This window comes from Thermococcus peptonophilus (assembly GCF_001592435.1).
GTDB classification, from domain to species: domain Archaea; phylum Methanobacteriota_B; class Thermococci; order Thermococcales; family Thermococcaceae; genus Thermococcus; species Thermococcus peptonophilus.
Map to the genome: position 1 here is coordinate 504,202 of NZ_CP014750.1, position 17,426 is coordinate 521,627.

A 17,426-nucleotide genomic window follows, 5' to 3' on the forward strand; every position below is an offset into this window, starting at 1 on the left:
TTAGATTTGCGTCGAAACGGATTCGGTGGGAACATGAGAGTTGACCTCAACTCCGACCTCGGCGAGAGCTTTGGGAGATACAATCTCGGCCTCGACGAGGAAGTTATGAATTACATCACGAGCGCAAACGTCGCGACGGGCTGGCACGCGGGAGACCCGCTCGTCATGAGGAAGACTGTAAGGCTCGCGAAGGAGAAAGGTGTAGCTGTCGGCGCTCATCCGGGCTACCCAGACCTCCTTGGCTTCGGCAGGAGATATATGAAGATCACTTACGATGAAGCAAGGAACTACATCCTTTATCAGGTGGGGGCTCTATACGCCTTTGTTAAAGCAGAAGGCATAGAACTCCAGCACGTTAAACCTCACGGTGCACTCTACAACGCCCTCGTGAAGGAAGAAAAGCTCGCTCGCGGGGTAATCGAGGGAATAGCGGACTTTGACAAAAACCTGATCTTCGTGACTCTCTCCGGTTCGAGACCAGCGGTGATAGCTGAGGAGATGGGGGTTAAGGTTGCTCACGAGGTCTTCGCAGACAGGGCCTACAACCCGGACGGAACGCTCGTCTCCCGCTCAAAGCCCGGAGCGGTGATAGAAGACAAAGAAGAAATAGCCGAGCGTGTGATTTCAATGGTCAAGGACGGCGGCGTTAGGGCAATCAACGGTGAGTGGGTCGAGCTGAAGGTAGATACCATCTGCCTCCACGGGGACAACCCGAAGGCCGTGGAGATAGCCGCGCACATCAGGAGGGTGCTGGAGGAGGAAGGTGTTAAGATAGTGCCGATGAGGGAGGTCGTGCTGTGAAGAACAAACTCGAGAAGGATATTGAAGACGTTTTCGGAATGTTCAAAGAGGACCTCCACCTCCAGAGACTTAGACAGGAATGGGACAGACATTTTGATGTTGATGACTACAGAATTTTACCCCTCGGCGACTCCGCCCTTCTCATTTCCTTCGGCGAGGTCATAGACGACGAAGTGAACGCGAGAGTCCACGCTGTTGCGAGGGCAATCGAGGGGGAAGATTTTGAGTGGCTGGTGGAGGTCGTTCCGGCTTATTCTTCTCTGGCGGTAATCTTCGACCCGCTGAAGGCCACTTTCGAGGAAGTTAAGAGGGCCGTTGAGCCGTTGCTTGATGTGAGTGCAGAGACTTTCAAGGGGCGGAAAATCGAGATACCCATCCTCTACGGCGGTGAATACGGCCCTGATATTGAGTTCATAGCGGAATACAACGGGCTTAGTGTTGACGATGTCATCGAGATACACTCCGGAAAGACCTACCGCGTCCACTTCCTCGGCTTCCTTCCAGGGTTTGCCTACCTGAGCCCAGTTGATGAGAGAATAGCAACCCCAAGGCTGGAGAGACCGCGTCTAAAAGTTCCTGCAGGCTCGGTTGGGATAGCCGGGAGGCAGACCGGCATCTACCCAATCGAAAGCCCTGGTGGCTGGCGGCTAATAGGGAGAACTCCGCTGAAGCTCTTTGATCCGAAGAGAGACCCTCCAACGCTCCTTCAGCCAGGCGATGAGGTTAGGTTCGTGCCCATAGACGAGGAAGAGTTTTGGGAGATCCACAAAGCCGAGTGGGAGGGTTAGGCAGTGATAGAACTCCTCAGCGTCCCATCGCTCTTAACCGTTCAGGATGCTGGAAGAACTGGCTACCGAAAGCTCGGCGTTCCGGTCTCGGGCTTCATGGACGACTTCTCCGCGAGAATAGCTAACTACCTCGTCGGGAATCCCGGCGATTTTCCGCTCCTCGAGTTCCTGCTGACCGGCCCTAAGTTACGGTTCAATGCCTCAGCAGTCTTTGCCGTGGTCGGAGATGTGGAAGTCAAACTCGACGGAACACCCATAGAACCATGGATGAGCCACTGGGCGAAGAGGGGAGACATTCTTGAAGTCGGTACTTTGAGAAGTGGCCTCTACGGCTACATTGCCTTCGCTGGAGGCATAAAGTGCGAGAGACTTTTGGGGAGCTGTTCGGCCTATCCAAGGGCAGGCCTTGGAAGGCCGCTTAAAACGAGCGATAGGCTTAGTGTTGGCCACGTGATTCTGACCGGCAAGGAAGGACGCTTTTTGCCGCGGAAGCTGAGACCGGACTACTCAAGCAATAAGGTGGAAGTTCGCGTCGTCCTCGGCCCCGATTTAGACCACTTCACCCAGGATGGCATTGAGACCTTTCTGAGCTCGACCTACACTGTAACGCCCGAAAGCGACAGAATGGGCTACCGGCTGGAGGGGCCGGTTATCGAGCACTCTGAAAAAGGTCCTGACATCGTTACTGGTCCGCTCATTCCCGGAAGCGTCCAGGTTCCGGGAAGCGGAAGGCCGATAGTCATGATGAAAGACGCCCAAACTACCGGCGGCTACGCAAAGATAGCGACCGTGATAACGGCCGACCTTCCAGTCCTGGCCCAGAGCAGGCCGGGGACAGAAGTCAGCTTCAGGAGAGTAACTCCGCAGGAGGCACGGGAGATACTAAAAAGGCGTGAGAAAACCCTTGAAGCAATACGGGAGTTCCTGGATGGGAAACTAAGGGCTTACTCGGTGAGGGCGCTCGGAAAGGACTTCATTCTGTTCGCCGGGAAGATCTGAGAAGGAGTTGCTAGGGGGGTGTTAAATTGAACCTCGAAATAAGAGTCGCAACCCTGGATCATGTTAAGGGAATAGTTGAGGTTCACACTGCTGGGGAAGAGCTCTCAGGATTTTCCGTTCGTGAAAGATATCTACGCGGCGGCCCGTGGATGAGCATAGAGACGTGCGCCGTCCACATCAACGCCCTCCTCCTTGAGGGTCAGTACCCCATAGTAGCCGAGCTGGACGGGAGGATCGTTGGTGAGGCGGAGGTCTTTCTCTCGGAAGAGCCGATAAACGGGGAGCCAAAGAGAATAGCCCACCTGGACGTCATAGAGGTTCACCCCGACTTTAGAGGAAAAGGAATCGGCAGGGCGATTATCAAGTACATTGAAGGCAGCTTCGCAGGAAAAGTGGAGCTCCTAACAACCCAGCCGGACGAGGAAGCACTTGGCTTTTACAGGAAGCTTGGTTTCAACGAAGTCCTCCACGAGAACTGGCTTGTGGAAGTCCTTACTAACGAATTCAGCGGTAGCAATGTCCGACCCCTCAGCTTCTTCCCATGGGAGGCCGTGAAAGACCTTGAACTGGTGGCAGGCAGGTTTCAAAGCTCCTACGACATGTGGTTCTCAAGCTTTAAAGACATCTTCGCCGGCGTCCATGAGCTTGCGGAAGCTGGGAAGGTAGGCAACTCCTACTACGTCCTGAAGCCTTTGCCAGGTAGGCCCGGAAAGGCGAGCCTCTTCCTCTGGGGCGAGGAGAAGGACGTTCCTGGAGCTATAGGGCGGGCTGGAGAGATAGGGTTTGAGAGCGTTTTAACCGTGCTGGACGAGGCAACAGCTGAAAAAATCTATGGGGAGAAAAAGGGAAAGGTGCCGATAATAGGGAAGCGCCTTTAGTTTTTTCAGTTCCTCAACCAGCCGGGGTAAAAACTCTCAGAATCAGAGAAATTAAAAGGAAGCTCAGTCCCTCTGGCAGAGCTCCAGGAGGACACCGGTGACGGACTTCGGGTGGACGAAGGCTATCTTCGCCCCGCCAGCTCCGATCCTCGGCTTCTCGTCTATAAGGCGGTAGCCAGCTTCCTTCAGCTTTTCGAGGTGCTCCTCGATGTCCTCAACACCGAGCGCTATGTGGTGTATCCCCTCACCGCGCTTTGCTATGAACTTCGCTATCGGAGAGTCCTCCGAAGTGGCTTCAAGAAGCTCAATCCTGCTCTCTCCAACGTGGATTATGGCCGTCCTGACCTTCTGGTCGGGGACTTCCTCGATCTCATCAACCTTAAGCCCAAGGCCCTCCCAGACTTTTATGGCCTCATCGAGGTTCTTAACGGCAATACCAACATGGTCAATCTTCTTTATCATACCTTCACCCCCAGTGCCTTTTCAATAACCTGATCCGCGGCAGAGTACGGGTCAATCTCCCTCTTAACGACCCTCTCAATCAGGGTAGAGATCTCATCCTCGGAAAGCTTTTTACCAACGGTTCTCGCTATCCTGTCGGATACGATTGTCTTTATCTCCTCCTCCGCCCTAAAGCGCCTCTTTTTCTCAAGTTCGCCGCTCTTCTCAAGAAAAGCCTTGTGTTCGTTTATTGCCTTCCAGAGATCCCGGATGCCCTTCATAGTGGTGGCGACGGTCTCGACTATCGGCGGCCGCCAGCCGCGCTTTTCCCAGCGCTCCTTTTCGAGGTCGAGCATCAGGTTCAGCTCGAAGTAGGTAGCGTCTGCCCCCTCTTTGTCGGCCTTGTTGATGACGAAGATGTCTGCTATCTCCATGAGACCGGCCTTTATCGCCTGGATGTCGTCCCCGAGGCCGGGAACAGTGATGAGAACAACGGTATCGGCTGTTTTCACTATGTCAATCTCGATCTGGCCGACCCCGACAGTCTCGACGAAGATCACGTCACAGCCGTAAGCGTCGAGGACTTTTATCGCGTCGCTGGTTGCCTTGGCCAGTCCACCTAAAGAGCCTCTTGTCGCCATGCTCCTGATAAAGACGCCCGGGTCGGTGGAGTGCCTCTGCATCCGTATCCTGTCCCCGAGGAGGGCGCCGCCCGTGAAGGGAGATGTTGGGTCTATTGCTATGACGCCCACGACTTTGCCCTCTTCCCTGGCCACCCTGATCAGCTTGTCGAGGAGAGTCGATTTCCCCGCTCCCGGAGGCCCGGTTATTCCGACAATGTAGGCCCTCCCAGTGTAAGGGTAAATCTTCGAGACGACCTCCCGGGCCTTTTCCTCGTCGTTTTCGACGAGAGTTATTAGTCTAGCTACTGCCCTCTTGTCGCCCTTGAGCATCCTCTCGATAAGCCCGTCTATCATCTTCACCACACTGGATTAATCATCCAGAAAAGATAAAAAGTTATGCGTTCTCCCTGAACTTCTTGAGCTTCGGCACGTTCTCGTCTATGAACTTGATTATCTCGCTTATCGGGCTTCCCGGGCCGAAGACCTTGGCGACGCCCATCTTCTCGAGTTGCTCGGCGTCGTCGGGCGGGATTATGCCACCAGCTAGAACGAGAATGTCCTCGTTGGGCTTTATTCCCCTCTCCTCAAGGAGCTTGAGTATCTTCGGTATCAGGACCATGTGGGCCCCAGAAAGGATGCTTATGCCAAGAACATCAACGTCTTCCTGGATAACGCTCTCAACTATCTGCTCCGGAGTCTGCCTGATGCCGGTGTAGATGACCTCAAAACCCGCATCCCTGAGGGCTCTGGCTATGACCTTTGCGCCCCTGTCGTGGCCGTCCAGACCCGGCTTGGCGATGAGAACCCTAACCTTTGAGCGTTCGACCATGAGCACCACCGTCCTAACTTAGGCGCAGGCCTATTTAAACCTTTGTCAAACTTCAAGGTCCTCCTTTACTTTGGATATTTTGTCCAGAAGCGTTTTAAAGCCCGAGTGCATTTACCATGAACATGCTCGGATTCCCGCACGATACCCACACGCACACCGTATATTCGGACGGGATTGGCTCGATAGCTGACAACATAGCCTCAGCAGAGGAAAAAGGCCTCAAGCTCCTTGGAATAACCGACCACAGCCACTACGTAGTTGGCAAAACGTTCAACCGCTACGTCAGGGAGATAAGGCGGTGGGGAAATGAATCCGAGATAACGGTTCTCGCTGGTATAGAGGGGAACATAACTCCCAATGGGATCGACGTTCCTGATTTCGTTGCCAAAAAACTCGACTACGTCATAGTGAGTGTCCACGAGTGGGTCGATACTCCTGAGGAGTACCTTGAGCTTGTTAAGCTCGCCCTAATTGATGAGAACGTCGATGTAATAGGCCACTTCGGGGCGAACTTTCCCTACGTCGGATTTCCTTCGGTGGAAGAGCTCAACGAAGTCCTTGAGCTCGCCGAGGCAAACGGTAAGGCCTTTGAGATAAGCTCTCGCTACCGCGTTCCCGAGCTGGATTTTATCCGGGAGTGCATAAAGAGGGGGATAAAGCTTACCTTCGCGAGCGATGCCCACTTTCCCGAGGGAGTTGGAAACGTGGGCTGGAGCGAAAAGGTCTTTAAAAAAGCTGGAGGAAAGAGAGAAGACCTCCTCTTCGAGGAGTTCCTCTGAGGGCGATGATGAGTTCAGGTCTCCCCGGCTGAACCGTGATGACCTGGACCCGTGCCTGAGCTAGAGGAGTGCCTTGAACCGCTTCGCATCCCTGCACATGTCCGAGTTGTTGAAGAATACGAAGCTTTCACCCCTATTCCAGCCTATCACTCTCTCCTTAACCTTCTGAAGCTCTTCCTCGCTGTAGGAGTGGCTGTAGATTATTCTCCCGTTTTCGTACCTTCCGTGAAGCCGGTAATAGCTAGTCTCTCCTCTGTGGAGTGGAATTCTAACGAGTGGATCAGTGACATCTATGACGTCGAACTCTCTCACAAACTTTTTGATGCCCTTCTCGCTCCAGCCCCTCAGCTCGACGGCTATCTCAAAGTTTCCCCTGTCTATCATCTCAAAAAACTTCTCCGCGTTGGCAAAGCTCTCCTCGCTCTCCCTGAAGCTCTTCGGTAGCTGGATGAGGATAAACCTCGCGCCGAGGGTTTCGGCCTCCTTCAGCGTTACCCTCCAGAAGTGCAGGACATCGCTCGTTGGTCTGAGCAGACCCACGTCTTTTCCGGGTTTTACGTTGCTCCTCCTCCAGGTCGGGCTGTTGGCTGGGTGGGTTACTCCCTGGAAGGCCTTTATCGAGAATGTGAAGCCCTCGGGAGCTTCTTTCCTCCAGCGCTCCAGCGTCTTCTCCTGGAGAATCCGGTAGAAAGTCTGCTGCACCTCGACTGCGTCAAAGTCTCTAAAGTACTTACTCCGAGCCTCACAGAAGCCGCAGGTTCCAACCTTTATCATGCCACCACCGAAAGCTTTTAGCGGAAAGGTCTAAAATACTATCGGGCCGATGAGGAGGGTGGGCACTCCCCGACCGGTGAGGCCTGGGGGGAGGATCCCGAGGCCCGATGAAGAACTACTCCCGCCTGAAGGGTGATGAGCCACCTACCGGCGGAGGGCTTTTAACCACAGCATCCAACTTTTCTTCATGCCTAAGAGAATCCTCCTCGTGACTGGGAAGCTGGCAGAGCCGCTCGTGAGGAAGTACGGGAGAGGATGTGATGTTTTCGTAGCCCCTGTGAGCGTCGCCGCATTCCTAACCCCCGAGCTGATCGTTAGATACCTGAAAAAAGCCGGGATAAAAAGCGAAGACTACGATTTTATCCTCATCCCTGGCCTTGTAAGGGGTTCTGCTCAAATCATCGAGGACGAACTTGGAATTCCGACCTTCAAAGGGCCGAGGAACGCGATGGACCTGCCACAGGTTCTGAAGGCTCTTGAAGAGGGCTTCAAGCTCAGCAAGGAAGTTCCTGCAGATGACCTCTTTTCCTTCGATGCGCTTAAGAGAGTTGAGGACATCAGAAACAGGACGAAGAACAAGAACTATATTGAAGAGGCCCTGAAAAAGCCCTGGAACGTCCTCATCGGCAACCTTCCAGCAGGAAGGGACTTTCCCGCGAGGATTCTCGCTGAGGTAGTCGATGCCCCCAAGCTCGGCGTTGGGAAAACCGTCGAGAGGGCCCTCTACTACCTCCGTGAAGGTGCGGACATAATTGACATCGGCATGGTTGCAGGGGAGAGGAACCTCGAGTTCGTAGAGACGATACCTGAAATCCGAGAAAAGCTAAAAGAGGCTGGTTTTGAAGCTCCCATCAGCTTTGACTCTCTAAACACTCCAGAAATCGAAGGGGCGCTTGACTACGCCGACCTCTTTTTGAGCGTCGATGAGAGCAACCTGGAAGTCTTAGTAACGGAAAAACCCGTCGTTTTAATTCCCACCAACCAGAGGGAAGGATACTTTCCCGTCAAACCCCCCGAAAGGGTCGAGTTTCTTGAAAAACTCAAGGAGAAAGCCCTAGACCTCGGTTACAAAACTATCATCCCCGACCTGATTCTCGAACATGTTCCCCACCTAGCGCGCTCGGTTACGGCCTTCCAGCTCTACCGCGAGAGGAACCCGGACGATGTCCTTCTGGCTGGTGTTGGAAACGTTGTCGAGCTTTACGACGCCGACAGCGTTGGCATGAACGCCCTTCTCGCGGGTATTGCAAAGGAGCTTTCCATAAACCTCCTCCTGACAACGGAGGTAAGCGCGAAGGCGAAGGGTTCGGTTAGGGAGCTGAGAAGGGCTGTCGATATGAACCTCTTTGATATGCCCAAAGACCTTGGCTTCGACCTGCTAATCCTCAAGGAGAAGAGGGAAGCAGAGTGGCGCTTCGAGCCTGCCAATGAGGTTGTGGAGGCACAGAATAGGCCTGTCGAGCTTGAGCCAGTTTACTTCCGTATTTGGGTGGAGAGAGGCAAGATATGGGTGAACGCCCATAAGGGAACCGAAGCGGTCCTCACAATAGTCGGCGATGAGCCGAACGCAATAATCGACACGGTTCTTGAGCACTTCGAGATAAGTCCAAGACACGCCTTCTATCTCGGCAGGGAGCTTGAGAGGGCCTACACGGCTTTAAAGCTGAGAAGGAGCTACGTCCAGGAGGTTGAGCTGTTTCAAGAGTTTTACATGGACACCCGCAAACTTTAACTCCTTAAAACCCATCTTCCTCTGATGCCTATGCTGGAAGGAGTATTCGTTCCCCATGTAACGCCCTTTGACGAGGATGAAAACATCAACGGGCCTGTTCTTAGGGAGCTCGTCCACCACTTCATCAACGCCGGACTAAACGGCCTCGTCTCCCTCGGGAGCAACGGAGAGTTTCCTTACCTGAGCTTCGAGGAAAAGCTGAGGGTCGTTGAGATCGTCAGAGAGGAAGCCCCATCAAAGATCCCGGTAATCGCCGGTGCGACCGAGAACTCGACGAGAGAAACTTTGAGGCTCGGAAAGGCACTCTTAGAGCTCGACGCCAACGCCCTCCTCATCGGCCCGCCCTACTACTTTAAACCCTCTCCAGAGGAGCTCTTCGCCCACTACTCAAAGTTAGCCGAGAAACTCGACGGAAAAATTCTCATCTACAACGTTCCCAAGTTCATGGGCCTGAACATCCCTATAGATATCATCGAGCGCCTTGCGGAGGAGCACTCAAATATCGGCGGCATCAAGGACTCCGGCGCGAACATGGGGAGGATAGGCGAGCTGGTAAGGATGCTCGGCGACAGGTTCATTATTCTGGCTGGGACTGCCGACGTCATGTATCCCTCCTGGGTTCTCGGTGCCCACGGAGCGGTTGTAGCCGTTGCAAACGTCGCACCGGAGCTCTGCGCCGAACTCTGGAAGGCCTTCAAAGAAGGAGACCATCGGAAGGCGAGGGAACTCCAGCTGAAAGTGAACCTCCTGAACGAGGTCGTGGTCAAGAAATACAGCCAGATAAGCGCGATAAAGGCTGCGATGGAGATGAGAGGCCTGAAAGCTGGAAGGCCAAGGCTTCCCTCGCTCCCGCTCGATGAAAAAGCGCTGAGGGATATCGAGAGCGCATTGAAAGAGGTCGGCCTTCTCTAAGGCCCTCGTTTACCCTTCTTCCTCGAGGTAGGGTATCCTCGGCTTTCTGAACTGCTCGTCCAGCTCGGCCCTCTTCGCCTTTATCTTCTCGTAGAGCTCCTTCACCCTCGGTTCGTCGTACTTCTCTTTCAAAACAGTAAGGAGGCCCTCGGCAAAGCCAAGGATGGAGACCTTGATGAAGTCCTCCCCGCGCTTGCTCTCAAGCCCCTCGTTCATAATTACAAAGGACTCAAGTCTTTCCAGAAGTCCCTCCTCACCGAGTTCCTTCAAAAGCGCCTTAAGCTCCTCAACCTCTGGAATCTCAACCATTCCCCTCACCTCAGAGCTTTAAGTCGAAGAACTGGATAGTGTTCTTCTCAGTTGTTTTCTCAACCTCTTCAAACTCCAGACCCTTTATCTCCGCTATTCTTCTCACCGCGTACTCCACGTTCCACGGATAGTTCTTCTCACCCTTGTACGGGCTCATGTAGGGCGCATCCGTCTCAACGATTATACTCTCAAGAGGCAGTACCTCAGCAGCTTTTTTCACGGCGGGGATGAAGTCTATCCCCGTGTTTATCCCGATTATGTGGCCGTTCTCAACTATCTCTAAGGCCAAGTCTGCTGGGCCACTGTAGGAGTGGAAGTAGGCTTTAACTCCAGCCCTCTGGATCGCTTCAAAAACCTCCCTCTCAGCATCCCTCGCGTGCAGGACGACGGGTTTGTCGAGCTCGACGGCAAGATTCAGGAAGTGGTGGAATATCTCCCGCTGGTTCTTCCGCTCTTCCTCTGTCTTGGCATAGTAGAAGTCCAGACCTATCTCCCCAACGGCCACTATCTCATCGGCGTGCTCACATATGAACTCCTCGACTCTCTTAACTTTCTCCCAGTTGCCCCTCCTTGCCTCGTTCGGCGCGTAGCCGAGAGTTGGAAAAACGAAGCCAAAGTAGGGCTCCAGCAGTTCCCAGCTCTTCCAGACGTGGAACTTCCTGTATTCAGTTATCGAGTCCACGACGGCCTGGAGGTGTTTTCTGCTCTCCTCGACCACCTCGCCTGCTCTCCCCTTGAACATCTCAATGTGGCAGTGGGCGTCTATCATTTTCTCTCCCGTTCCCAGAATCGCCATTCACAGAAAAGCTTTTCTGTTAGGTTTTGGATATAGAACAGTAGGTGCGGCCAATGACTTTCCAACCCAACCCCGAGGATATCATGAATGAGATAATTGAAAGACTGAAAAAGCTCGGCCCAAAGGAGCTTCTGAGCTATGCTATCTTCAATGAGGAAGAAGAAGCTAGGTATTATGCTGAACTTGCAGAAAAGGCGAAAAGAAAAAGCGTGAAAGCTCTGTTTAAGAAGATGAGCAGGGAGAGCAAGGGGCATGAACTCCTCCTCAGAAGGACGTTTGAGCGGCTCTTTCCTGGAGAGGAGCCCGTCAAAGTGGATGTTCCCCCAGTGGAGGTTTATCCCTTCTATCCAGAGTTTGAAAAGGTAGAGGACTACATCAGGGCGCTGGAATACTGCATGAAGAGTGAACTATTTGCAAAAAGGACTTATGAGATACTGGCATGCGTTGCTGAGAACGAGGAAGTCCGGAGAATAGCATTTGAGCTTTCAGAGATAGAGCAGAACCACTACGAGGAAATAAAGAAGGTCTATGACGTTATTTTCTCCTTTGAACACAGGCAAATTTTTCTGGACAAGCTGAACTTTGGGGCGTATCTGGTAACCGACGACGAGAAAGCAAAGTACATTCTCTTAGATATGCTGACGGACAACAGAGAAGTGATAGCTGTAATAAGGGAACACCCAGACAGTTCAGGGAGCTCACTGAGATAGACAACGTGATATGGGTATCAAAGATTCCAGGGGAATACTCGGGAAAAATAGTCCCTCCAAAGTTCGTTCCCGAGCTCAGGGGAGAGCTCCTCAAGTTCCTCAAATCTGCCAAAGAAAACGGAAAGCAGGGAGTTGTGTTTGTCCAGAACGTTTGTTACTTGGTAGTTGAACTTGGTTTCAAAGAGGCAATGGATTTCCTACTATACATAAAAGGATGGCACTATAATAAACAACGGGTACATCATAGTAAGCGCCAATCCGGATGCTTTTGAGAAGAAGGAGTGGGGCCTGCTCAAGTCGGAGTTTGAGGTTATCCTATAGCTTCCTCGTCTCCCAGAGGACTTTTCCATCCTTTCTAACGACGCGCAGAATTCTGTGATAGGGTATCTGGGCTTCTCCAACGAAGAAGTACCCGTGTCCGAGCTCGATAAGCTCGACCGGTATTTTCTTTTCCCCGCCATAAGCCCCTCTGTGCTCGATGACGACGTAGTAGTCCTCCTCTCTCTCCCGCGGGTCGTACTTTATCTTCGCCAGCACTTCCTTAACGGAGCCCTTTCTCATGGGAGCCACCTCAGGATTTCGCTTAAGTTCTCTTTCCAGTTCTTTATGTAACCCCCGTGCCCTGGGAAGCCGAAGTCAACATCAAACCTGGCCAGCCTCTCCAGGCTCTCCCTGAGCGCCCAGCCATCTCCAGTCGGGAGATCCGTCCTGCCGACTGTCCCCTTGAATACTGTGTCCCCTGTGAACATAACCCTATGCTTTCCGTCGTCGAGGTAAAGGCAGGAGCTTCCAGCGGTGTGGCCGGGAGTGTGGACAACCAAAAGCTCAAGCGAGCCGACATTCAGTTTGTCTCCATCTTCAAGCTTGAAGTCTACTTGATGTGGCTCAAACCGCCTGCCGTAAAAGTACGACAAGATTACACCTTCGTCACCGCGTTCGAGCACGTTTGCTGTTATCTTGTGTGCGGCAAAAGACACCTCAATTCCACGCTCTTCCAGCCAGCGTTGCAGAACCTTGTTTCCCCCAACGTGGTCAAAGTGCTCGTGCGTGTTGAAAATCGTTACGTGCTCCACATCGGTAAGGTAGCCCTCTCTCTCCCAGATTTCAGTGTAAACGTGCCAGTTTATTCCAGCCCCGGTGTCAATTATAAGGGCTTCCTCTCCGTCTCTGACTAGGTAGATGTTGGAGTCCCACCCTATCCCACGGAGCATAACAACGTGGGGCGGAACCTCAATCGGGATGAGCTTGCTGGGAAAGCCCTTGCCGGGACTTGCACCCATTATTTCACCTCCAGAAAGGGGCTCGAGGGGGGACCGCGTCTTCATCTCGGGGGGAGCGAGTCCCCGTCAGGAGGGATGAATCTCTTCATCGCCCTAGGATGTTACAAAGAGACGTTTATAAACCCAGCTCCCCAATTTGATTAGGTGACCCAAATGAAGACCGAACGCGCGAAGGAGATCCTCCTTCAGCTTTTGAAGATACCTTCCCCCTCGGGGCAGGAAGACAGGATAATGCTCCACATCATGGAGTTTCTCCACAAACTTGACTACGACGTTCACATTGAGAGCGACGGCGAGATGATTGACCTCGTCGTGAACCCGGACGCGGAGCTTTTCTACGAGGTTCACGTCGACACAATCCCGATAAGGGCTGAACCCTTCGTGAGGGGCAATATCATCTACGGAACCGGCGCGAGCGACATCAAGGGTGGAGCGGCGGCAATACTCCTGATGATGGAGAGCCTGAAGAAAGAGGGCAAAGATCTGAACGTCGGCGTCGTCTTCGTCAGCGACGAAGAGCTCGGCGGTAGGGGTTCGGCCCTCTTCATGGAGAGGTATAGACCGAAGATGGCGGTTGTCCTTGAGCCCACCGATCTAGAAGTCCACACAGCCCACGCCGGCAACATCGAGGCCTACTTTGAGGTGGACGGCAAGGAAGCCCACGGTGCCTGTCCTGAGAGTGGCGTCAACGCGATCGAAGAAACCTATAAGATGCTCAACGAGCTGAAGAACCTTGACCCCTTCAAGCAGAAGGGCAAGTACTTCGATCCCCATATAGGCATTCAGGAACTCCTCTGTGAGAATCCAGTCTATCTTATCCCGGCCCTGTGCAAAGGCCGCCTTGAGGCGAGGCTTTTGCCGGATCAGGAAGTTGAAGATGTCCTTGACCTCATGGACCCGATCCTCGACGAGTACACGCTGAAGTACGAGTACACGGAAATATGGGACGGCTACGAGCTTGAGCCCGATGAGGAGATAGTCCAGCTGGCCAAGGTCGCGATGAAGAAGGTTGGCCTCGACGAGTTCGGCGGCATGAGGAGCTGGACGGATGCCATCAACTTCATGTACAACGGAACCAGAACCATAGTCTTCGGCCCCGGCAACCTTGACATCTCCCACACAAAGTACGAGAGGATAGACGTTAGGGATGTCGTTACAGCGAGCGAGTTCCTAAAGGTTCTGAACGACGTTTACGCTGAAGGCATCGAGAAAGTCGAAAAAGAGCTGAGCTGATCTCTCTTCCATTATTTTCCAGGGGGTCAAGCGATGAAGCTTGTTCACGACCCTGTTCACGGCTACATCGAGCTCGATGAGTTCGCCAGAAGGCTGGTTGACACTCCCGAGTTCCAGAGGTTGCGGAGAATAACCCAGCTCGGCTTCGCTTTTTTAGCGTACCCCTCCGCAAGGCACACCCGTTTTGAGCATTCACTTGGGACGTTCCACCTCGCAAAGAAGATTCGCACCTACAACCCTGAAATAGAGGAGGGAGCCTTATACGCAGCGCTTCTCCACGACATAGGGCACTACCCGTTCTCGCACACCCTCGAGGGTCTCTACCCAAGGCACGAGGAAAACGCGCTCTGGGTTATAGAAAATGGGAGCGTTGGAGACATAATCCGGGAGAACTACTCCATCCAGGAGTTTAAGAAGCTCCTAAAACATCCCCTCGTCAGCGGCGACATAGACGCGGACAGGATGGATTACCTCGTTAGGGACGCTTACTACACCGGGGCAGCCTATGGCGTCGTTGACCTCGAACGGCTTGTGAGGAACCTGAAGTTCGATGGAAAAATGCTCGTGGTTGAGGAAAAAGGAATAATGGCAGCCCAAAACCTCCTGCTTTCGAGGGCCATGATGTACCCCACCGTTTACTTCCACCACACGGCGAAGATAGCGGAAGCAATGCTGAGAAAGGCCGTTGAGCTCGAGGAAATAGCTCTAGAAGAGATACGCCTCATGGATGAGATAGACCTCGTCTCAAGGCTCAGGAACAGTGAAAAAGTGGAAGTTAGGGAGCTCATAAGGGCCATAGACGACAGGAAGCTCTACAAGAGGGTTTACTGCTCGAACAAAGAGCTTGATGAAAAGACAATTTCAACCCTGAAAAGAGAGCTTCAAGAAGAGTTTGGACATTCCGCACTCCTGGACTACCCGCCAAAACCAAAGTACGAGGAAAGGAACGCCTTCGTCAAAATTGGAAGCAAGACGAAGAGGCTCAGTGAGGTTTCGCCCCTGGTCAGGTCGCTTGTGGAGATGAAGGACGTGTACTGGAGATGGTGCGTTTATGCTAGGGAGGGTATAAGGGAGAAAGTTAGGCAATTCCTAAGCCGATTTTTCTAAAGACCTAGATCCTCTCAGCGGCCAATCCAAAACCCTTAAGTAATCCAAAATCACTCAACCAATCCAAATTCTCAACTGGGAAAAGCTTTATAACTGGGCCTTTTAAGTTAAGCCGACAAGCTCATTCAAGGGAATAGGTGGTGTATTATGGGAAGAAGGGAAGAGATGATTGCGAAGATTAAGGAGTTGATGACCCAGCCTGAGAGAATCAGGAACATGGGTATCGCCGCTCATATTGACCACGGTAAAACGACACTGAGCGACAACCTGCTCGCCGGTGCTGGAATGATCAGCGAGGAGCTCGCTGGAAAGCAGCTCGTTCTGGATTTCGACGAGCAGGAACAGGCAAGGGGTATTACCATCAACGCGGCCAACGTTTCGATGGTTCACAACTACGAGGGCCAGGACTACCTCATCAACCTCATTGACACCCCGGGTCACGTTGACTTCGGTGGTGACGTTACCAGGGCCATGCGTGCCATTGACGGTGCGATTATAGTTGTCGATGCCGTTGAGGGTGTTATGCCTCAGACCGAGACCGTTCTCAGGCAGGCCCTCAGGGAGTATGTCAAGCCGGTTCTCTTCATCAACAAGGTTGACAGGCTCATCAAGGAGCTCAAGCTCACCCCCCAGCAGATGCAGGAGCGCTTCGTCAAGGTCATCACCGACGTGAACAGGCTCATCAGGAGGTACGCTCCGCCTGAGTTCAAGGATAAGTGGCTCGTCAAGGTCGAGGACGGTAGCGTCGCCTTCGGTAGCGCTTACTACAACTGGGCCCTCAGCGTTCCGTACATGAAGAAGACCGGTGTCTCATTCAAGGACATCATAGACCTCACCAACGCCGGTGACCTCAAGACCCTCAGGAAGAAGGCCCCGCTCCACGTCGTCGTCCTGGATATGGTCGTTAAGCACCTTCCGAACCCGCTCGAGGCCCAGAAGTACAGGATTCCGCACCTCTGGAGGGGCGACATCGAGAGCGACGTCGGCCAGGCAATGCTCAAGTGCGATCCGAAGGGACCGATGACCATGGTCGTCACCAAGATCATCCTCGACAAGCACGCCGGTGAGGTCGCTACCGGACGTGTCTGGAGCGGTACCGTCAAGACCGGTCAGGAGGTCTACCTCATCAACAGCAAGAGAAAAGCTAGAATCCAGCAGGTCGGTATCTACATGGGTCCCGAGAGGATCAACATGGAGGCCGTCCCGGCTGGAAACATCGTAGCCGTTACCGGCCTCCGCGATGCCATGGCCGGTGAGACCGTGTCAGTCCAGCAGATCGAGCCCTTTGAGGCCCTCCACTACACGAGCGAGCCGGTCGTTACCGTTGCCATCGAGGCCAAGAACGTTAAGGACCTTCCGAAGCTCGTTGAGGCCCTCAGGCAGCTAGCCAAGGAGGACCCGACGCTCCACGTCAAGATCGACGAAGAGACCGGCCAGCACCTCCTCAGCGGTATGGGTGAGCTCCACCTTGAGGTCAAGCTCCACAGGCTCAAGACCGAATGGAAGCTCGACGTTGACGTTTCACCGCCGATCGTCGTCTACCGCGAGAGCGTCACCAAGCAGAGCCCGATCGTCGAGGGCAAGTCACCCAACAAGCACAACAGGTTCTACATCACCGTCGAGCCGATGCCAGATGAGATTTACCAGGCGATCAAGGAGGGTGAGATTCCGGAGGGCAGGCCGAAGGACCCGAAGGCCGTCGCCAAGAAGCTCGCCGAGCTTGGCATGGACTACGAAATCGCGAAGGGTATTGTGGACATCTACAACGGCAACATGTTCCTCGACAACACCAAGGGTATCCAGTACCTCAACGAGGTCATGGACCTCCTCGTCGACGGTTTCCACCAGGCTATGGATGAGGGACCGCTCGCCAAGGAGCCCGTCATGAAGGTCATCGTCAGGCTCCACGACGCCAAGATCCACGAGGACAACGTCCACCGCGGTCCAGCCCAGATCTACCCGGCCATCAGGACTGCAATCCACTGCGCTATGATGAAGGCCAACCCGGTCCTCTACGAGCCGTACCAGAAGGTCATAATCAACGTGCCCTACGAGTACATGGGTGCCGTCAGCAGGGAAATCAACCAGAGGCGCGGTCAGCTCATTGACATGAGGCAGGAAGGCGAGGTCATGATCATTATCGCAGAGGCTCCAGTTGCGGAGATGTTCGGATTCGCCGGAGCGATCCGTGGAGCCACCAGCGGTAAGGCCCTCTGGACAACGGAGCACGCCGGCTTCAAGCGCGTTCCAAGCGAGCTTGCAACCAACATCATCAGGCAGATTAGGCAGAGGAAGGGTCTCGACCCGAACCCGCCGAAGGAGCAGGACGTCTGTCCGCAGCAGTGATGCGGGCTTTCTTCTCATTCCATCTTTGACCTTTTCTCAAGGTCTCTGTTTTACCACGTGCAAGTCTAAATCCGCCATTAGTTAACTTT

General features: G+C 53.5%; 20 protein-coding genes. 12 read left to right on the plus strand and 8 right to left on the minus strand.

The genetic code is table 11. The annotated features are described in order from the left end of the window. Nucleotides 1-33 precede the first annotated feature (33 nt). Genes A0127_RS02620 through A0127_RS02635 form a run of 4 tightly spaced genes read left to right on the plus strand, consistent with a single transcriptional unit; the run spans nucleotide 34 to nucleotide 3,466 of the window. On the plus strand, nucleotides 34-801 hold the full coding sequence (locus tag A0127_RS02620) for a LamB/YcsF family protein (RefSeq protein WP_062387621.1): 768 nt from the start codon (nucleotides 34-36) through the stop codon (nucleotides 799-801). Next, nucleotides 798-1,589 (plus strand): 5-oxoprolinase subunit PxpB, encoded by a 792-nt coding sequence (gene pxpB, locus A0127_RS02625; protein WP_231855791.1) that lies wholly within the window; start codon nucleotides 798-800, stop codon nucleotides 1,587-1,589. The genes A0127_RS02620 and pxpB overlap by 4 nt, the downstream gene beginning before the upstream one ends. 3 nt (nucleotides 1,590-1,592) lie before the next feature. Then, a complete protein-coding gene (locus A0127_RS02630; RefSeq protein WP_062387624.1) occupies nucleotides 1,593-2,588 on the plus strand; it encodes a 5-oxoprolinase subunit C family protein in 996 nt (331 codons plus the stop codon). Nucleotides 2,589-2,614: 26 nt separating this feature from the next. Beyond that, nucleotides 2,615-3,466 carry a GNAT family N-acetyltransferase gene (locus A0127_RS02635; RefSeq protein WP_062387627.1) on the plus strand — a complete coding sequence of 284 codons (852 nt, stop codon included), beginning with the start codon at nucleotides 2,615-2,617 and terminating at the stop codon, nucleotides 3,464-3,466. A gap of 63 nt (nucleotides 3,467-3,529) precedes the next feature. Here the strand turns inward: A0127_RS02635 and mce are convergent, their stop codons facing one another. Genes mce through A0127_RS02650 form a run of 3 tightly spaced genes read right to left on the minus strand, consistent with a single transcriptional unit; the run spans nucleotide 3,530 to nucleotide 5,359 of the window. Next, nucleotides 3,530-3,928 (minus strand): methylmalonyl-CoA epimerase, encoded by a 399-nt coding sequence (gene mce, locus A0127_RS02640; protein WP_062387630.1) that lies wholly within the window; start codon nucleotides 3,926-3,928, stop codon nucleotides 3,530-3,532. Next, a complete protein-coding gene (meaB, locus tag A0127_RS02645) occupies nucleotides 3,925-4,884 on the minus strand; it encodes a methylmalonyl Co-A mutase-associated GTPase MeaB (protein ID WP_062387634.1) in 960 nt (319 codons plus the stop codon). Before meaB ends, mce begins: the two co-directional genes overlap by 4 nt. Nucleotides 4,885-4,924: 40 nt before the next feature. Then, the gene (locus A0127_RS02650) at nucleotides 4,925-5,359 is read right to left on the minus strand and encodes a cobalamin B12-binding domain-containing protein (protein ID WP_011249283.1); all 435 of its coding nucleotides are present in this window, start codon (nucleotides 5,357-5,359) and stop codon (nucleotides 4,925-4,927) included. 122 nt (nucleotides 5,360-5,481) lie between these two features. Between A0127_RS02650 and A0127_RS02655 the strand changes: the two genes are divergently transcribed. Beyond that, nucleotides 5,482-6,138 carry a PHP domain-containing protein gene (locus A0127_RS02655; RefSeq protein WP_062390824.1) on the plus strand — a complete coding sequence of 219 codons (657 nt, stop codon included), beginning with the start codon at nucleotides 5,482-5,484 and terminating at the stop codon, nucleotides 6,136-6,138. A 60-nt stretch (nucleotides 6,139-6,198) separates the two neighbouring features. Here A0127_RS02655 and A0127_RS02660 read toward each other — a convergent pair whose 3' ends face one another. Beyond that, entirely contained in the window at nucleotides 6,199-6,912 is a 714-nt protein-coding gene (locus tag A0127_RS02660; RefSeq protein ID WP_062387635.1) for a DUF72 domain-containing protein, read from the minus strand. Nucleotides 6,913-7,099: 187 nt separating this feature from the next. On the opposite strand from A0127_RS02660, the gene A0127_RS02665 reads away from it, so the two are divergent. Next, the gene (locus A0127_RS02665) at nucleotides 7,100-8,644 is read left to right on the plus strand and encodes a dihydropteroate synthase-like protein (RefSeq protein WP_062387638.1); all 1,545 of its coding nucleotides are present in this window, start codon (nucleotides 7,100-7,102) and stop codon (nucleotides 8,642-8,644) included. A 24-nt stretch (nucleotides 8,645-8,668) separates the two neighbouring features. Next, a complete protein-coding gene (gene dapA, locus A0127_RS02670) occupies nucleotides 8,669-9,556 on the plus strand; it encodes a 4-hydroxy-tetrahydrodipicolinate synthase (protein WP_231855792.1) in 888 nt (295 codons plus the stop codon). A 9-nt stretch (nucleotides 9,557-9,565) separates the two neighbouring features. On the opposite strand, the gene A0127_RS02675 is transcribed toward dapA, so the two are convergent. After that, on the minus strand, nucleotides 9,566-9,865 hold the full coding sequence (locus tag A0127_RS02675; protein ID WP_062387643.1) for a DUF3216 domain-containing protein: 300 nt from the start codon (nucleotides 9,863-9,865) through the stop codon (nucleotides 9,566-9,568). Nucleotides 9,866-9,875: 10 nt separating this feature from the next. Further along, the gene (locus A0127_RS02680) at nucleotides 9,876-10,634 is read right to left on the minus strand and encodes a YchF/TatD family DNA exonuclease (RefSeq protein ID WP_062387646.1); all 759 of its coding nucleotides are present in this window, start codon (nucleotides 10,632-10,634) and stop codon (nucleotides 9,876-9,878) included. A gap of 80 nt (nucleotides 10,635-10,714) precedes the next feature. Here A0127_RS02680 and A0127_RS02685 point away from each other — a divergent pair, with 80 nt between their 5' ends. Further along, on the plus strand, nucleotides 10,715-11,371 hold the full coding sequence (locus A0127_RS02685; protein WP_231855793.1) for a ferritin family protein: 657 nt from the start codon (nucleotides 10,715-10,717) through the stop codon (nucleotides 11,369-11,371). Nucleotides 11,372-11,376: 5 nt separating this feature from the next. Beyond that, the gene (locus A0127_RS10675) at nucleotides 11,377-11,643 is read left to right on the plus strand and encodes a DUF835 domain-containing protein (RefSeq protein WP_231855794.1); all 267 of its coding nucleotides are present in this window, start codon (nucleotides 11,377-11,379) and stop codon (nucleotides 11,641-11,643) included. A gap of 43 nt (nucleotides 11,644-11,686) precedes the next feature. Here the strand turns inward: A0127_RS10675 and A0127_RS02690 are convergent, their stop codons facing one another. Together A0127_RS02690 and A0127_RS02695 are read right to left on the minus strand one after the other, a co-directional pair. Beyond that, the gene (locus tag A0127_RS02690) at nucleotides 11,687-11,932 is read right to left on the minus strand and encodes a DUF504 domain-containing protein (RefSeq protein WP_062387649.1); all 246 of its coding nucleotides are present in this window, start codon (nucleotides 11,930-11,932) and stop codon (nucleotides 11,687-11,689) included. Beyond that, nucleotides 11,929-12,651, minus strand: a complete 723-nt coding sequence (locus tag A0127_RS02695; RefSeq protein WP_062387652.1) for an MBL fold metallo-hydrolase — start codon at nucleotides 12,649-12,651, stop codon at nucleotides 11,929-11,931. Before A0127_RS02695 ends, A0127_RS02690 begins: the two co-directional genes overlap by 4 nt. Before the next feature lie 153 nt (nucleotides 12,652-12,804). On the opposite strand from A0127_RS02695, the gene A0127_RS02700 reads away from it, so the two are divergent. The 3 genes from A0127_RS02700 (at nucleotide 12,805) to A0127_RS02710 (ending at nucleotide 17,337) form a co-directional block, all read left to right on the plus strand. Further along, a complete protein-coding gene (locus A0127_RS02700) occupies nucleotides 12,805-13,884 on the plus strand; it encodes a M20/M25/M40 family metallo-hydrolase (protein ID WP_062387655.1) in 1,080 nt (359 codons plus the stop codon). 33 nt (nucleotides 13,885-13,917) lie between these two features. Continuing rightward, the gene (locus A0127_RS02705; RefSeq protein ID WP_062387657.1) at nucleotides 13,918-14,991 is read left to right on the plus strand and encodes an HD domain-containing protein; all 1,074 of its coding nucleotides are present in this window, start codon (nucleotides 13,918-13,920) and stop codon (nucleotides 14,989-14,991) included. 147 nt (nucleotides 14,992-15,138) lie between these two features. Next, nucleotides 15,139-17,337 (plus strand): elongation factor EF-2, encoded by a 2,199-nt coding sequence (locus A0127_RS02710; RefSeq protein ID WP_062387660.1) that lies wholly within the window; start codon nucleotides 15,139-15,141, stop codon nucleotides 17,335-17,337. Nucleotides 17,338-17,426: the final 89 nt, after the last annotated feature.

Excerpts from the sequence above, each read along its gene's own strand:
- A0127_RS02620 (WP_062387621.1), top strand. The coding sequence starts at position 34 with ATGAGAGTTGACCTCAACTCCGACCTCGGCGAGAGCTTTGGGAGATAC.
- mce (WP_062387630.1), bottom strand. The coding sequence starts at position 3,928 with ATGATAAAGAAGATTGACCATGTTGGTATTGCCGTTAAGAACCTCGAT.
- meaB (WP_062387634.1), bottom strand. The coding sequence starts at position 4,884 with ATGATAGACGGGCTTATCGAGAGGATGCTCAAGGGCGACAAGAGGGCA.
- A0127_RS02650 (WP_011249283.1), bottom strand. The coding sequence starts at position 5,359 with ATGGTCGAACGCTCAAAGGTTAGGGTTCTCATCGCCAAGCCGGGTCTG.
- A0127_RS02655 (WP_062390824.1), top strand. The coding sequence starts at position 5,482 with ATGCTCGGATTCCCGCACGATACCCACACGCACACCGTATATTCGGAC.
- A0127_RS02660 (WP_062387635.1), bottom strand. The coding sequence starts at position 6,912 with ATGATAAAGGTTGGAACCTGCGGCTTCTGTGAGGCTCGGAGTAAGTAC.
- A0127_RS02665 (WP_062387638.1), top strand. The coding sequence starts at position 7,100 with ATGCCTAAGAGAATCCTCCTCGTGACTGGGAAGCTGGCAGAGCCGCTC.
- dapA (WP_231855792.1), top strand. The coding sequence starts at position 8,669 with ATGCCTATGCTGGAAGGAGTATTCGTTCCCCATGTAACGCCCTTTGAC.
- A0127_RS02675 (WP_062387643.1), bottom strand. The coding sequence starts at position 9,865 with ATGGTTGAGATTCCAGAGGTTGAGGAGCTTAAGGCGCTTTTGAAGGAA.
- A0127_RS02680 (WP_062387646.1), bottom strand. The coding sequence starts at position 10,634 with ATGATAGACGCCCACTGCCACATTGAGATGTTCAAGGGGAGAGCAGGC.
- A0127_RS02685 (WP_231855793.1), top strand. The coding sequence starts at position 10,715 with ATGACTTTCCAACCCAACCCCGAGGATATCATGAATGAGATAATTGAA.
- A0127_RS02690 (WP_062387649.1), bottom strand. The coding sequence starts at position 11,932 with ATGAGAAAGGGCTCCGTTAAGGAAGTGCTGGCGAAGATAAAGTACGAC.
- A0127_RS02695 (WP_062387652.1), bottom strand. The coding sequence starts at position 12,651 with ATGGGTGCAAGTCCCGGCAAGGGCTTTCCCAGCAAGCTCATCCCGATT.
- A0127_RS02700 (WP_062387655.1), top strand. The coding sequence starts at position 12,805 with ATGAAGACCGAACGCGCGAAGGAGATCCTCCTTCAGCTTTTGAAGATA.
- A0127_RS02705 (WP_062387657.1), top strand. The coding sequence starts at position 13,918 with ATGAAGCTTGTTCACGACCCTGTTCACGGCTACATCGAGCTCGATGAG.
- A0127_RS02710 (WP_062387660.1), top strand. The coding sequence starts at position 15,139 with ATGGGAAGAAGGGAAGAGATGATTGCGAAGATTAAGGAGTTGATGACC.